The sequence below is a fragment of the Variovorax davisae genome (genome assembly GCF_030316845.1).
Lineage (GTDB): Bacteria > Pseudomonadota > Gammaproteobacteria > Burkholderiales > Burkholderiaceae_C > Variovorax > Variovorax davisae.
Genome location: NZ_JASZYS010000022.1, coordinates 72,104 through 86,901, shown reverse-complemented (window position 1 = coordinate 86,901; position 14,798 = coordinate 72,104). Strand labels below are relative to the sequence as shown.

At 65.5% G+C, this 14,798-nt stretch carries 13 protein-coding genes; 8 read left to right on the top strand and 5 right to left on the bottom strand.

Going from position 1 to position 14,798, the window contains the following annotated elements; translation table 11 throughout:
* Positions 1-230: 230 nt before the first annotated feature.
* From QTI33_RS33230 to QTI33_RS33210, 5 genes are all read right to left on the bottom strand, one after another.
* Positions 231-1,220: a DNA-binding protein gene (locus QTI33_RS33230; RefSeq protein ID WP_286510860.1), complete on the bottom strand. Its 990-nt coding sequence runs from the start codon at positions 1,218-1,220 to the stop codon at positions 231-233.
* Between the two features lie 868 nt (positions 1,221-2,088).
* The gene (locus tag QTI33_RS33225; protein WP_286510859.1) at positions 2,089-3,684 is read right to left on the bottom strand and encodes an acyl-CoA carboxylase subunit beta; all 1,596 of its coding nucleotides are present in this window, start codon (positions 3,682-3,684) and stop codon (positions 2,089-2,091) included.
* Positions 3,681-5,258 (bottom strand): class I adenylate-forming enzyme family protein, encoded by a 1,578-nt coding sequence (locus tag QTI33_RS33220; protein WP_286510858.1) that lies wholly within the window; start codon positions 5,256-5,258, stop codon positions 3,681-3,683. The genes QTI33_RS33225 and QTI33_RS33220 overlap by 4 nt, the downstream gene beginning before the upstream one ends.
* Before the next feature lie 5 nt (positions 5,259-5,263).
* Entirely contained in the window at positions 5,264-6,010 is a 747-nt protein-coding gene (locus tag QTI33_RS33215; protein WP_286510857.1) for a GntR family transcriptional regulator, read from the bottom strand.
* A 5-nt stretch (positions 6,011-6,015) separates the two neighbouring features.
* Complete coding sequence (locus QTI33_RS33210) at positions 6,016-6,243, bottom strand: biotin/lipoyl-binding carrier protein (RefSeq protein WP_286510841.1); 228 nt, start codon at positions 6,241-6,243, stop codon at positions 6,016-6,018.
* Between the two features lie 164 nt (positions 6,244-6,407).
* Here QTI33_RS33210 and accB point away from each other — a divergent pair, with 164 nt between their 5' ends.
* Genes accB through QTI33_RS33170 form a run of 8 tightly spaced genes read left to right on the top strand, consistent with a single transcriptional unit; the run spans position 6,408 to position 14,677 of the window.
* Positions 6,408-6,908: an acetyl-CoA carboxylase biotin carboxyl carrier protein gene (accB, locus tag QTI33_RS33205; RefSeq protein ID WP_286510856.1), complete on the top strand. Its 501-nt coding sequence runs from the start codon at positions 6,408-6,410 to the stop codon at positions 6,906-6,908.
* A gap of 2 nt (positions 6,909-6,910) precedes the next feature.
* Positions 6,911-8,362, top strand: coding sequence for an acetyl-CoA carboxylase biotin carboxylase subunit (gene accC / locus QTI33_RS33200; RefSeq protein ID WP_286510855.1), 1,452 nt, complete (start codon positions 6,911-6,913; stop codon positions 8,360-8,362).
* A complete protein-coding gene (locus QTI33_RS33195; protein ID WP_286510854.1) occupies positions 8,359-9,816 on the top strand; it encodes an acetyl-CoA carboxylase biotin carboxylase subunit family protein in 1,458 nt (485 codons plus the stop codon). Before accC ends, QTI33_RS33195 begins: the two co-directional genes overlap by 4 nt.
* A gap of 4 nt (positions 9,817-9,820) precedes the next feature.
* A complete protein-coding gene (locus QTI33_RS33190; RefSeq protein ID WP_286510853.1) occupies positions 9,821-11,323 on the top strand; it encodes a carboxylase in 1,503 nt (500 codons plus the stop codon).
* Positions 11,320-11,529, top strand: coding sequence for a hypothetical protein (locus QTI33_RS33185; protein WP_286510852.1), 210 nt, complete (start codon positions 11,320-11,322; stop codon positions 11,527-11,529). Before QTI33_RS33190 ends, QTI33_RS33185 begins: the two co-directional genes overlap by 4 nt.
* 41 nt (positions 11,530-11,570) lie before the next feature.
* Positions 11,571-12,362, top strand: coding sequence for a poly(3-hydroxyalkanoate) depolymerase (gene phaZ / locus QTI33_RS33180; RefSeq protein WP_286510851.1), 792 nt, complete (start codon positions 11,571-11,573; stop codon positions 12,360-12,362).
* Between the two features lie 37 nt (positions 12,363-12,399).
* A complete protein-coding gene (locus QTI33_RS33175) occupies positions 12,400-12,864 on the top strand; it encodes a MaoC family dehydratase (RefSeq protein WP_286510850.1) in 465 nt (154 codons plus the stop codon).
* Between the two features lie 31 nt (positions 12,865-12,895).
* The gene (locus tag QTI33_RS33170; RefSeq protein WP_286510849.1) at positions 12,896-14,677 is read left to right on the top strand and encodes an alpha/beta fold hydrolase; all 1,782 of its coding nucleotides are present in this window, start codon (positions 12,896-12,898) and stop codon (positions 14,675-14,677) included.
* The last annotated feature ends 121 nt before the right edge of the window (positions 14,678-14,798 follow it).

Below are 14,798 nucleotides of genomic sequence, written 5' to 3'. Positions count from 1 at the left end.
ACGCCGCAGCGTGCAGGTCTGTTGCGCATTGACGCACAGTTTACCGATGAATATAAGCCATCGCGGCGCTGAGACAAGTCAACGTTTGGCGCTTGACCTGCACTCACAGGTGGGCCCTCGGGCATTGGGCTTTCAAGGGCCTTGCAGCGGAAACCTGCCCCACCGTCAGATCAGCAGCGCAGGGCGCATTTCAACCGTGCAAGCGGGCCGTCTTTTTAGAAGTTCAGGGATCACTTCTTCGGCAGGCTGCCCCGGTCTCGTTTCTTTGGCAATCGCTGAGCCACAGCAGCGATGGCTTGCGCGAGCGCGGTTCGCGCTTGAGTATGCATCGCGGCTTCTTCGGTGAGTTGTTGCCGCACAGCCTCGAGCTTGTCGCTCAGGCTTTCCACTTGTCCCCGCTCCTGCGTAAGCGCGACCGCTTGCGACTGCAACTCCTCACGAAGTTTTCGCTCGACCTGTCTCGCCTCCTCGAGTGCAATCCAATGGGCCTTCCGTTCGGCCGCTGCCCCTTCCTCAACTTGGAAGCGGTGCTTCTTTTCCTTGGCGAACTCGGTTTCCAACAGCTTCGCGCTTTGTCGAGCCTGGTCGACCTCGGCCAGGAAGCGCCGCTCATGCGCAATCTCACGGGCCTCCAGGCGCCCCTTCTCTTGCCGGCAGGTGTCCTCGCGAGCTTGCAACGCCCGCTCGTGCTCGGCCCGCGAAGTTGCATTCGCGTGCCGTTCTACATCGAGCGCCTGCTGGAGCTTGTCGACATCGCTGTCGTAGCGGCTGCGCAGGGCGGCAAGTTCGGCTTGCGCGAACGCCAATTCACCCCGCAATGTCTCCGACACGTCGCGCGTCTCGGTGAGCGCTTTCTCGATGGCCGCATTCGTGGCCACCCAGTGTTCTGCCCGCTTCGCAAACTCCGCCTGATCTGCGGATAGCTGCGCCCTGCCCTGCTCCAGCGCCTCGCGCTCTTCCCGCAGCGTCTGGATCGCCAAGGTCCGCGCTTCGTGCTTGGCATGGTTCCAGGCGCTGCGCAGGTTCGGCGGCAAGTCGTCCTCAGTCGGCACGGCGACACCAGCGATGCGGGCAGACAGCCGTTCGAACCAGACGTCGAGCAAGGGACTGATCGTGTTGGGCGAGCCGCCGCCCAGATGCTGGCGCACGCGCTCGATGGTGGGTTTGAGGCCCCGGGCGAGCAGCGCGTCGGCCGCCTCGACCACTTCTTCCAGCTGCACGCCGCGCGGCCCTCGCCGCCGGACCGGAACTGAGGAATCGGACGCTGAGACGCCCGTGGTGCCAAGATTCACTGACAGCCTCCGATTGGGGTCGATAAGCGCGGATTATGGTGCCCTATCGCGTGAGTTACATGCAACACAATATGTATTGCACGTAGATCTTACGAGTTTGCCGTCTTGCACGCACCTGAGGCGACGGGTCGTTGAAGCTGAAGCGCTGGAATACCGCAATCTCGTCGCTGCCGACGTCCTCGCGCGCGGCCACGGAAAATCGGGGCCTGCCTGCCGCCTGGACCGCTCCAAGCTCGCACCCCACTCCCCCAGTCGCGTCTCGGGCTCCCAAGCCGGCTCACGTGGGGATGTCCCAGATAGTCGCTTGCCTGCCTGACCCCTGGCCCTGTCAGAAGCTGACGCCGGGGTTCAGGGGGCCGGCTTGTGCGTTGGCCGAGCACCGTACAGACAGCATCGGATTTCGGCTTCGCAGCGTTAGCTGTCCTTTGCTGCCGATGGGCGAACTCACGCTTTGATGCCGATACCGGTCAAAGAGTTTGCAAGGGAGCTCCGGTATCAATGACCGGTTCCAACGTGATGCAGACGTCGACCGAGTTCCCTCCTGCACCGACTGGGCCAAGCCGTCTTGAAGCCCAGCCGAACGGCCGCTTGTCCAGTCGCCGAACTGAAAGTCCGTGCCTCGAAGCCGACCGTCAGCGGCCGGGAGCGATGCTCGCAAGCGACTCGAATGCACTACCCCTCGCGTTCCGATCAGGCGCATCCGGGCAAGCGTCTGCTGCATGCGATCCGCGATCTCGGCGACGGATACCGATGGAGCCCGAAGGGGGTCTTGCGGCGAGACGCGCCGTAACCCGCATCAGCGCATGGTGCGCCCGACTGGACCGAGGCGCCTGCTCGCCGCCTGATACGCGTCCTCCACCCAGGCGCAGAGCAGCGGCCGCGTGGTCGCGGGCTCAATGATGTCGAGCACGCCGAAGCGCTCGGCCGTGCGCATGGGAGACGAGATCGCGTGATAGTGCGCCTCGAGTTCCAGCCGGTGCGCGACCGGATCCTCCGCGGCGGCAATATCCTTCTTGTACGCCGCGGCGACACCACCCTCGACCGGGATCGATCCCCAGCGCGCCGATGGCCAGGCGTAGCGGTTCGGCAGCGAGGTTCCCGAGGGCCCGTGCCACGGGCTTAGCATGGCACCAGCCAGACCCACGCAACGTCGCAGAACGATCGCCAACCACAGAACTCCCGATTGCTCGATGGCGTGCAGGGCCTGCATCGCAGCCGCGAGCGTGCCTTCGCGCTCCGCGTCGGGACCGGTCATGACACCCGGTTGGTCGGCCAGATTGACGATGGGCAGGTGAAAGGTGTCGCACAGGTCGACGAAGCGCGCCATCTTCAGCGCCGCGGCACGCGTCAGCGCGCCGCCCATCACAACAGGGTTGTTCGTGATCACGCCCACAGCATGGCCGTTCAGCCGTGCCAAGCAGGTGATAGTGGATCCGCCGAAGTCCGGCGACAACTCGAACACCGACCCCTCATCGAAAATCGCCTTCAGGATCTTGCGCGGCTGGAACACCTTGCGCCTGTCCGCAGGAATCGCCTGGTTGAGCCAAGAATCGCAGCGACCGACCGGGTCGTCACAAGCTACTTGCTGCGCCTGCTCCCACACGTTGGCCGGGAGGTAGGACAGAAAGCGTCGCGTGGCCTGCAGAGCCTCTTCCTCGGTGTCGACGGCCAGTTGAACAGTGCCGCTATAGCGGTGCATCGCGTCATAGCCGCCGAGCGCTTCTTTGTCGATGTCCATGCCCAAGGCCTGCTTCACGACAGGCGGCCCGCCGGCGAAGATCTGGCTCTTGCCACGAATCATGATGGCCAGGTGGGACGAGGCCACCCGCAACGCCCCCAGGCCGGCACAAGCGCCGAGCGCGATACCCACCACGGGAACGACGCCCAGCAGTTGCGTCATCGGCAGCATTGCGTAGCCCGGGATCTTGGTGTGGCCGAGCTTGTCCAGCAGCTTCACGCTGCCGCCGGCGCTGTCGACCATGCGAACGATCGGCAGCTTATATTCGAAAGCGTAGCGGTCGGCGAAGATCCACTTCTCGGATACCGAACCTTCCGAAGAGCCGGCGCGGATCGTGAAGTCGTCGGACGAGACGACAGTCCGCCTCTCGGCGATCTTGCCGACGCCGACGACGGCATTGCTGGGCGTGAAGCTCTCGCGCTTGCGGTCCGCGCCGTACTTGACGGAGCCGGCCAGGGCGCCGATTTCTTTGAAGCTACCCGCGTCGAGCAGGTGATCGATGCGCTCGCGAGCCGTGAGCTTACCTGCCGCGTGATGGCGAGCGACCTGTTCCTCGCCGCCCAGTTCTCGCGCGATGGCGCGGCGCTGTGCCAGCTCGTCAAGGTCTTCGGCCCATTCGCCCGCCGCGGGCTTCGTTGTCAGTGTGGTGTTCATTTGGAAATCGCTCCTTGGGAATGACGAGCCAGCCAGGCATCGCGAAGGTCGTTCTTGGTCACCTTGCCGGCATGGTTGCGCGGCAGCGCATCGACGAACTCGATCACGCGAGGCTTCTTGTAGCCGGCAATCTGCTCGGTGCAGTGCCGGGCCAGCGCATCTGCGTCGCTCGCCTCTCCGGGGCGTCGGACCACGAAGGCCGCGATCACCTCGCCCCACTCGGCGTCGGGAAGTCCGAGCACGGCAACTTCGGCGACGGCCGGATGGGAGTGCAGCGCGTCTTCGACCTCCCGAGCGTAGACGTTGAAGCCGCCGCTGATCATCATGTCCTTGTTCCGGCCGACGATGTAGAGGAAGCCTTCGTCGTCGAAGCGACCGAGATCGCCGCTGTAGTACCAGCCATCGCGGATGGACTCGCGCTCCAGTTCGGGACGACGCCAGAACGCCACTTCGCCGATGCCGCGATGGGCGATCGCGATCTCGCCGATCTCGCCCGCCTTGACCGGGTTGCCGTCCGCATCACGGACGGTGATGTCGACATTCATCGTGGGTCGACCGCAGGAGTTGATGCGCTCCGAGGGCTTTCCATCCTGCAGATGGTCGTGCGGGTAGAGCACGCAGAGGGGCTGGACGGCCTCCGTCATCCCGTACTGCTGGCGCAAGATTGGCCCCAGGCGCTCTAGCGCCTCATGCACCGTGCTCATCGGTGTAGGCGCGGTGCCGTAGTGAACGCGGTTGAGGGCGGACACATTGGCGCCGGGGTTGGCCGCCAGCACTTCGAGCAGACGGGTCATCATCGTCGGCACCACCATCAACTGCGTAATGCGATCGCTCGCGATCTGCGCGATCACCTGCTCGGCGTCGAAGCGGTCGGCCACGATGTTGCGGGCTCCGCGCAAGTAGCAGGGCAGCAGGTGGATACCTGCAGCGTGCGTGAGTGGCCCCACGTGCAGCATCGCGTCGTCGATGCCGAGGCCGTACTCCATGGCGCTAAAGTGGTTCGCCAGGCGCGCCTCGAAGCGTTCAATGCTGTAGGCCACTCCCTTCGGCTGGCCCGTCGTGCCCGAGGTATAGGCGATGCGCAGTAGCAGGTTCGCGGGCACCTTGAGCCATGGCGCCCCGTCCGAGGCGCGGGTCAGCAGCAGGTCGTAGTCGATCACGTCGGCGTCGTGCCACCCCACGCCGATCACGACGCGCAACGAGGGCACCAGCAGCCGCATTTGCTGTACCGTTTCGCGGAACTCGGCGCCGGCGACGAGCACCGAGGCGCCCGCGTCGTTGAGGATGCCGGCCTGCTCGCGCACCGTGTGACGCGCGTTCAGCGCTACGTAGGCCTGCGCTGCCTTTTCGGCGCCGAATTGTGCCTCGATGCTCTCCACCGAGTTGTTGAGCAGCACCGCGAGTCGCTCGCCAGGTATCAGGCCCAAGCCGATCAGCGTGTTGGCGAGCTGGTTGCTGCGCCGCTCGATCTGCGTGTAGCTGTAGCTGCGGTCGCGGAAGACAATAGCCGGCCGGTCGCGGAACTGCGCCGCCGCCCAGGACAGGGCGTGCCCTGCAATTCGGTCGGAACTCATGGGATTCAATCCTTTGTGTGGGTGGGGTGAAGCAGAGCTAGCTGCCGGATGGCTTCGCGCCTCAAGGCGTCGACAAGGTCTTCGACGGCGTCGGCGGCGGCGTTGGCGTCGCCTGCCTCCAGGGCCTTTACCATCACGCGCCAAGTGCTCGCCGATTCAATGCGGCGCGTCGAGCTTGCGAGACCGAGCATCGAATAGCGCCTCGTCTGCCGTGCCAGGGAACCGAGGATGTCCGCAAGGCGTTCGTTGCCAGAAGCGTCTGCGAGCAAGCGGCCGAGCCGGTTGCTAACGCCCAAATACGCATCGGCATCTACGCCGCCATGGGCCGCCATTTCGAGCTCGTGCACGCCGGCGTCGATCGCGGCGACGAAGTCGGCGTTGTGAGGTGCCAGGCGACGGACCATCGCGCCGAGCAGGTCTCGACGTATCTCGAACAAGTCGCCCACTTCCTTGATGGACAGTTGCGTGACGTGGGCGCCGCGATTGGGCTGTATGCGCACCACGGAGTCCTTCTCCAGGATGCGCAGCGCTTCGCGGACCGGCCCGCGGCTGACTTCGAGATGCTCGGCGATCGTCTCTTCGCGAATGCGGTCGCCCGGGGCGTACTCGCCGCTTGCGATGGACAGGAAGATGCGCTCGGCAATCTGCTCGGCCAGCGTCATCAACTGGCGGCCCGCCGAGCCGCCGCGCATCGGCAGCGCTTCGGCTTCAGGGCCGAAACCCGCTTGCATGTCCGCAACCGCCTTGTTCATGGCGCTCATTCCTCTTCGAAGAGCGCGATTTCCTGGCCTTCGCGCACAGGCGCGCCTTCTGCGATGAGGATCTCGAGCACGCGGCCGGCCTCGGGGGCCACCACGGGGATTTCCATCTTCATGGACTCGAGAACCATCAGGGTGTCGTCAGCCTGAAGCACATCGCCCGGGTTCACCAGGATCTTCCAGACGGTGCCGGTGATTTCGGAGCGGATCTTTGTCTCAGTGGTCATGTTCGAGTGCCTCGTGATGTGGCGGCGGAGCGCCGATGCACGAACTTTAATCGACATTCCGATTGTTGACAAGCGTAATGTGCCCATGATTTAATCTGGGCACTGCAGCAACGCCGCTGCGCATTGAAAGGCGGACACTCCCGCCGTACTGGAGACAAAAGGCCATGCCCCTATCCCATACCGACGTACGTCGCATCCTCGAAATCCTCGACAGCGCCGCTCACCTCGAATCCCTCGACGTCACCGTGGGTGATTTCGAACTTCACGCCCGCAAGCCCGGCGCCTCCTCGGCTCGGGTCGATCGGGCTCACCAGGCCGCCTCGAGCCGCATCGCCGACTCGACGCGGAAGTCCGAATCCCCGGACGACGCCTCCAACGCAGCCGCCCCTGAAGCCATGATCGAAGTGCCAGAAGGCCTGGTCGCGGTGCGCTCACCGATGGTCGGCAGCTTCTATCTGCGGCCGAGCCCGGACCAGCCGCCCTTCGTCGCAGTCGGCAGTTCCGTGAAGGCGGATGACACGGTGTGCCTCGTCGAGGTCATGAAGATGTTCAACACGGTCAAGGCCGGCGTCGCAGGCACGGTCGAGCGCATCGTGATCGAGAACGGCAAGCCGGTGCAGCACGACCAGATCGTGATGCTGATCAAGCCGACGCAGGGAGCCTGACCATGAGCAAGACTGCTTCCACCCCCGTCGCAAAGCGCGACATCCGGCGCGTTTTCGTGGCCAACCGTGGCGAGATCGCAGTGCGCGTGATCCGTGCCTGCCGTACCCTCGGCATCGAGGCCGTGGTCGGTGTGTCCGAAGCCGACACTGAGACGTTGGCCGCCAAGATGGCCGACGAAGTCGTCGTGCTCGGCCCGCCGCTCGCCTCCGAAAGCTATTTGCGTGCTGACAAGATCGTCGAGGCGGCGCTTCAAACGGGTTGCGATGCGGTGCATCCCGGCTACGGCTTCCTCTCCGAGCGTTCGTCTTTCGTACGAGCCTGCGTCGAGGCCGGGCTGGTGTTCGTAGGTCCCTCCGCCGACGCCATCGATGCGATGGGCGACAAGATCACGGCAGTGGGCCTGGCCCAGAAAGCCGGCGTGCCCCGCGTACCGGGTTCGGGGGCGCTGTCCGACGTGGCGCACGCGCAGCGCGTCGGCGCGGAAATCGGCTACCCAGTTCTGATCAAGGCCACGGCGGGCGGCGGCGGCCGGGGCATGCGCATCGTGCGCGACGAGAGCGAACTTGAATCTCTGATGAGCTCGGCGTCCAACGAAGCGCAATCCGCATTCGGCGATGCCACGCTGTACATGGAGAAGTTCATCGAGCATGCGCGCCACATCGAGATCCAGGTCATGGCCGACATGCATGGCAGCGTGGTCTACCTGGGCGAGCGCGAGTGCTCGACTCAACGCCGACACCAGAAGCTCATCGAGGAGGCGCCCTCGCCTGCCGTCGACGAGGCAATGCGCCGCGCCATGGGCGAGTGTGCCGTCAGCCTGACCCGTAATGCCGCGTACTGCGGCGCCGGCACCATCGAGTTCGTGGTCGACCAGCGCGACAACAGGTACTTCTTCCTGGAGATGAACACGCGCATCCAGGTGGAGCATCCGGTGACGGAGATGATCACCGGCTTCGATCTGGTGGCCGAACAGATCCGCGTCGCGGCCGGGCTGCCGCTGTCGTTCACGCAGACGGACGTCCTGTTGAAGGGGCATGCGATCGAATGCCGCATCAACGCCGAGGACCCGGACCGCAACTTCCTGCCGCGCCCAGGACTGATTTCGCGCTGGGACGTGCCGTCCGGCGAGGGCATCCGCGTCGACAGCCACTGCTATGCGGGCTACACGGTGCCGCCCTACTACGACTCCCTGCTCGGCAAGCTGATCGTGCATGCGCCGACGCGCGAGCAGGCCGTCGCGCGCATGCGGCAGGCGCTCGGAGGGTTGCGGGTAGAGGGGCCCTCGACCACCGCGCCCTTCCACGACGCGGTGCTTGCACATGATGATTTCCTGAAGGGCACGGTCACGACGCGCTGGGTGGAGGAAACCTTCCTGCCGCAACGCAAGGCGGCACAGAAGGCCGCCGCCCAGGCCGCCAAGGCGGCGCAAACCGAAGCCGGGGTCCAGCCATGACCGGTGCCGTGTTGCGTTACACCGACGTCAGTCTGACCGACGGCCAAAGTTCACGCTGGGACGGCGGCATGACGACGCCCATGGCGCTCGCTGTCGCCCAACGGCTGGCCGCCACGCAGCCCGCGGCGGTCGAGGTCGCGTCCCTGGCGACGCTGCAACAATCCGTGGCGCGCGGCGAAGACCCCTGGCAGCGCATCGAGCTGCTGGGCGAGCGCTGCCCCGGCGTTCCGCTGCGTGCGGCGCTGTCGCTCCTGACCGACCACGGCAAGCGCGACTGCGACGTCATTTCGACCGCGGTCGCCACGCTCTGGATGCGCGAACTGGCACAGCGCGGTGTCTCCGAGCTCGTGCTGATCGACCCGCTGCTGGACATCGAGCGCATGGCGCCGGTGCTGAAAGTGGCCAAGTCGCTCGGCCTGACGACAATCGGCGCCCTGCCCTACGCGCAGGAATCGACGCTCGGCAACGAGGAGTTGCGTGGGAAAGCGTCCACCCTCGCAGGTGCCGGTGCCGACCGTGTGATGCTTCGAGACGAAGCGGGCCTGCTGACCGCCGACCGATTGGCAACCCTGCTGCCCGTCCTCCGCCGCAGTCTCGGCAAGACGCCGCTCGACCTGCACCTGCGCTGCCAGACGGCGCTGGCGCCCATGGTCGCGCTCGAAGCGGTGCGTCTTGGCATCGACGGGCTTGACACCGCGTTCGCGCCCGTGGCGAACGGTGCATCGGTGCCCGCACTCGGCACGCTGCTGAATTCGTTGCGCCTGTTGAAGCAGGGCACGTCCGCCAGCAGCCAGCTGCTGCATGCTGTCGGGGAGGTTGACCGCCTTCTGTCGGAGATGGCCGATTGCCACGGCTTCGAGCCGGCCCTCTCCTGGGCTTTCGATCTTGCGCCCTTTGCACACGAACTGCCCGGCGAGATCGCCGCGCAAATGACGCGGAGGCTGGCAGAAGCCGGCCTCGCGCACAGGTTGCATGCGTTTGCCAACGAATGCGCCCGCGTGCGCAACGAAGTGGGCGCACCACCGATGCTGGCACCCTTTGCGCAGCCGATTGCCGAGCAGGCGCTGCTGCATCTACAGGGCGTGAACCGCTATGCCGAGATTCGACCTGGCGTGCGGCGTGCCCTGCAGCAGGTCTACGGCGCGACGTCGGGCAGTGTCGATCCCGGTCTCTTGCGACGCGTCGGCGCACTGCCGAAGGCGCCCGAGCTGTCGCTCGCGAAATTGCACGCGGCCTACTTCGACGCGAGCGATGCCGCGTTGGTGATTTCTCAAACCTGCGGCGTGGCACCTGAAGCGATGCCCGTTGGCGCTTCGTCTGAAGCATTGCGCTACGTCGGCATGACGCCGGCGGAAGTCCTCCTCGCCGGACTCACGGCACGCGCCGCGCCCTATGCACAACTCGGCGTGCACGGCCCCGGCGTCTCGATCCAACTCCAAGGCACGGAGGGCTGAAGCCATGCTCGAACACTTCAAGAAACTCGTCGCCGCGGAAACAGCGCGCACCGGGAAGCGCCGCACGATCCACCTGACTGACGACACCCTCCGCGATGGCCAGCAGTGCTTGTGGGCCACGCGCATGCGCACCGAGCACATGCTGCCGATCGCCGAACGCATGGACCTCGCCGGCTTCCTTTCGATGCAGGCGATTGCCCTGGTCCAGTTCGATGCGAGCGTGCTGTTCCTGAACCAGGATCCGTTCGAGCGGATCCGCCTGCTGCGCGAGCGGATCACGCGGACGCCGATGCGCGGCGCGGTGCGCAGCAACCTGATGCGCGGCTTCTTCCCGGTGGCCGACGACATCACCGACCTCTTCGTCGAGCGGCAGATCGCCAACGGCATCCGCGACATCGCGGTCTTCGACGCCTTGATGTGCTCGGAAAACCTCGCCTCCAGCATTGGCACGGCGCGCCGCCTCGGTGCCCATGTGACCCTTGGCCTCGGCTACAACATCGCGCCGGGCTATGACGACGCGTTGTACGCGAGCAAGGCGCGTGAAGGGGTGGAGCGTTTCGACGTGCAGGCTGTCGCGCTCGCCGATGCGGCTGGCATCCTGACCCTCGAACGGGTGCGCACGCTGGTGCCGGCGCTGAAGCTGGCCATCGGCGACAACGCACGACTGGAGTTCAACACCCATTGCCTGACCGGGCTTGGACCGCTGCTCGCGATCGAGGCCGCGGTCCTTGGCGCCGACAGCATCCTCACGGCGGTGGACCCGCTGGCCAACGGTAACTCGCTGCCGGCCAGCCAGATGATCGCGCGCAACCTGCGCGAGATCGGCTTTGACGTGGTGGTGGACGACCGCCTGCTCGACGAGGTTGGCGACTACCTCGGTGCACTAGCGGAACGCGAAGGGCAACCGGTCGGCGTGCCAGCCGAGTACGAGCCCAGCCACTACATCACGCAGTACGCGGGCGGAGCGATGAGCAACCTGGAATCGCAGCTCAAGCTCGCCGGCATGATGGACAGGATGCCGGCGGTGCTGGAGGAGATCGGGCGAGTTCGCGTGGAGCTCGGCTCCCCGATCATGGTCACGCCATATCCCGCGATCGTCTCGGCGCAGGCGGTGATGAACGTGCTCAACGGTGAGCGCTACAAGGTCGTGCCGGATGAGGTGAAAAAGTACGTCTGCGGCTATTTCGGCGAGCTGCCGCTGCCCGTCGACGCGAACGTCAAGGACCGCATCATCGCCAACGGATCGAAGGACGTAGCTCTCATTCCGCCCGTCATCGAACCGGTGCTGCCGGGACTGCGCCAGCGCTACAAAGACATCGGCGACGATGAACTTCTGCTGCGCTACATGTACGGCGACGAGAAGATCAATGCGCTGAAGCCGACGCCCACGGGTGACAGCTACAGCCTGCGACACCCGGTGGTCGACCTCGTGGATAGCCTGGCGCAGCGCGAGCGCAAGGCCCGAGTGCGGTTGTCCGGCAACGGCTTTTCGCTGAGCGCCAATTGAAAGCCCGGACGACGATCGAGGTCACCGATGTGCATCCGCACATCGCTGGGAGTCCGGCCAAGCAGCTGATTTTCCGGAGCGATGATCTAGAACTCCCGTCGGCTCTGGCGCTGTCGTGCGCCCTGCGCAATCCGATGGATGGCGCAGCCGCTGCCATGAAGGGGATTCAAGCGCGGGCCAGCCAGCGAAATCCGGAAGTCTCATGACAGCAGTTAGACGAACGCGAGGCCAGTTGGTCATCGAGACGATGAACCTCGGCACGGAAGACGACCCCAGGATAGTGCGGATCGGGCACCAGGCCGGCAACGGCAAGGGCGTGCCCCTGCTGCTGTTCAATGGCATCGGCGGCAACATCGAGCTGCTGGCGCCGCTGGCGGAGAAGATGCCAGAGCGCGAGATCGTCGTGTTCGACATTCCGGGCGTCGGCCAGTCCGACCTCCCGCGCTGGCCGTACCGCCTGGGCGGTATCGCCCGGCTGGCGGCGCGCATCCTCGACCGCTTCGGCATCGACAAGGTCGACGTGCTGGGCGTCTCCTGGGGGGGCGCAGCGGCCCAGGCCTTCGCCTGCACCTGCAGCCAGCGCTGCCGCCGGCTCATCCTTTGCGCGACCGCGCCGGGAGTGGTGATGATTCCCGCCAGCCCCAGTGTGCTGTGGAAGATGGCGACGCCCAAGCGCTACATGAACGCCGACTACGCGCGCACCGTCAGCGGCGAGATCTACGGCGGCGACTTCCGCCGCAACCCGGCGCTGGCGGCCGAAATGTTCCGCCACGTCAAATACAAGTCGCGGCTGGGCTATTACCTGCAGTTGCTGGCCGCTTCGGGCTGGACCAGCATCCACTGGCTGCCGACGCTGCTCCAGCCCACGCTGCTGATGGCCGGCGCCGACGATCCGCTGGTGCCGCTCGCCAATGCGTGGCTGATGCACAAGCTGATCCGCAAGTCGGAACTCAAGATCTTCGATTGCGGGCACATGTTCCTGATGACCCGGGCCGACGAGTCGGTCGCGGCCATCCGCCAATTCCTCGACAAGCCGTGACCGGCCCCGAGCGTGTCCCCCTGAATCCTTCACTGCCATGAACACCCCTGACATCACCTTCCAATCCCTTGCAGGGCTCGCCGGCCAGCGCATCGGCTCCTCGTCCTGGATCACCCTCGACCAAGCGCGCATCGACGGATTCGCCCACTGCACGAGCGACACGCAATGGATCCACGTGGACGTGGAACGCTCTACCAAGGAAAGCCCTTTCGGCGGCCCCGTCGCTCACGGCTTTCTGACGCTGTCGCTGCTGGCGCCGACGGTCTTCGACGTTCTGATCTCGCGCATGCAGCTCAAGCAGGCGGTGAACTGCGGGCTGGACAAGGTCCGCTTTCTCGCCCCGGTGCGCGCCGGCAAGCGGGTACGCAACCACATCAGCGTGGTGTCGCTGGAGGACAAGGGCAACGGGCGCCATCTGCTGACCACCGAGAACACCGTGGAGATCGAGGGCGAGGAAAAGCCCGCCCTGGTGGCCAACGCTACCGCGATGCTGATCGCCTGACCCCTGGCGAGAAAGAGACGAGGAGACAAGCATGACGACGAAATCATCAGCCACCGAGACGACCGGCCTGGGGAAGACCACCGCGGCGCCGAAGCGCCGGCGTGCCGCCCCCGAGCCCATGGTGGTGGTCAACGAACTCACCGAGCTGATCGAACGCGCCAGCGAGAACACCTTGGCGCCGAACCCGCTGATGGGGCTGCGGCCTGCCGACTTCGCGGAAGCCGCGCAATCGCTTCTCAAGCTGGCGACGGTCTCTCCGGGCGCCACCGTCGGATCACTCGCCCGGTACGCCAAGACACTGAGTCAAATCGTGCAGGGCCGCTCCGAACTGGCGCCGGACCCGAAGGACCGGCGCTTCGCCGATCCGGCGTGGCAAGGCAACTTCGCCTACAAGCGGCTGATGCAGAACTACCTGCTCACGCATAGCGAGATGAACAGCCTGATCGCGCATTCCAAGCTCGGCGACCGCGAGAAGGGCCAGGCGCAATTTCTTAGCGCGCTCGTGACCGATGCGTTGGCGCCGAGCAACTGGCTGGCTGGCAATCCCGCCGCGGTGCGCAAGATCGTCGATACCGGCGGCAGCAGCGTCGTGAGCGGCCTGAAGAACCTCGTACACGACATGCGACACAACCACATGATGCCGATGCAGGTCGACAGCACGCCCTTCAAGATCGGGGAGAACATGGCGACCTCTCCCGGCCAAGTCGTCTACCGCTGCGAGACCTTCGAGCTGATCCAGTACACGCCCACCACGCCGAAGGTGTACCAGCGCCCGCTGGTCATGGTGCCACCCCAGGTCAACAAGTTCTACGCCGTCGATCTCGCGCCGGAGAAGAGCCTCGTGAAATGGACGGTGGACAGTGGCGTGCAGATGTTCATGGTCAGCTGGCGCAACCCCACGGCCGAACACCGCGATTGGGGTGTCGAGCACTACGCGATGGCGCTGGACGCGGCGGTCGACGTGGCGCGCCAGATCACCGGTAGCCCCGACGTGAACATGTGGGGCTCCTGCTCGGGCGGGATGACGCTGGCGGCCTACCTCGGCTGGCTCGCGGCGCTCGGGGACCGCAAGGTAGCGAACGTTTCGTGGGCCGTGTGCGTGCTCGACGGCGCCCGGGCGATGAACGACACCACGCTGGGCCTCTTCAATTCGCCGGCGGCCGTTCGAGCTGCGCGAGCCCGCTCGCGCAGCAAGGGCGTGGTGGAAGGGTCCGAGATGGCCAGCATGTTCGCCTGGCTGCGGCCCAACGATTTGATCTGGAACTATTGGGTCAACAACTACCTATTAGGCAACAAGCCGCCGGCCTTCGACATCCTGGCCTGGAATGCGGACACCACGCGGCTGCCGGCGCGCTTCCATTCAGACCTGCTGGACATCATGGAGAAGAACCCGTACGTCCAACCGCGTGCCATGACTGTCAGCGGCGTTCCGATCGACCTGTCCAAGGTGAACATCGGCGCCTACGTGATCGGCGGCATCACCGACCACATCACGCCGTGGAAGAGCTGTTACGGAACGGCGCGATTGTTCGGCGAGGAATCGACCTTCGTGCTCGCCAATGCCGGCCATCTACAGAGCCTGATCAACCCGCCGGGCGCCCCCAAGGCCTTCTTCTCGACCGCTCCGAGCCGCCAAGCCGATCCCGACGATTGGGCGCGCACCGCGGTGCGCCATGAAGACAGCTGGTGGCCGCACTGGCGGGCCTGGATGCAGGCGCGCTCGGGCGACCAGATCGCCGCACCCACAAAGCCCGGCTCGCGCGTAAACGCCCCTCTTTCCGCCGCGCCTGGAGACTACGTGAGGCAGAAATAGGCTAGAAATACCAGCACTGACCGGAGAGAAAACACTTTGTCATTGGACGTGCAGCGCGCCGGCGCAGATCATCGGAAGGCATGCGAGGGCATGGCAATGCGTCCGCTTGGCGTGCCTACGC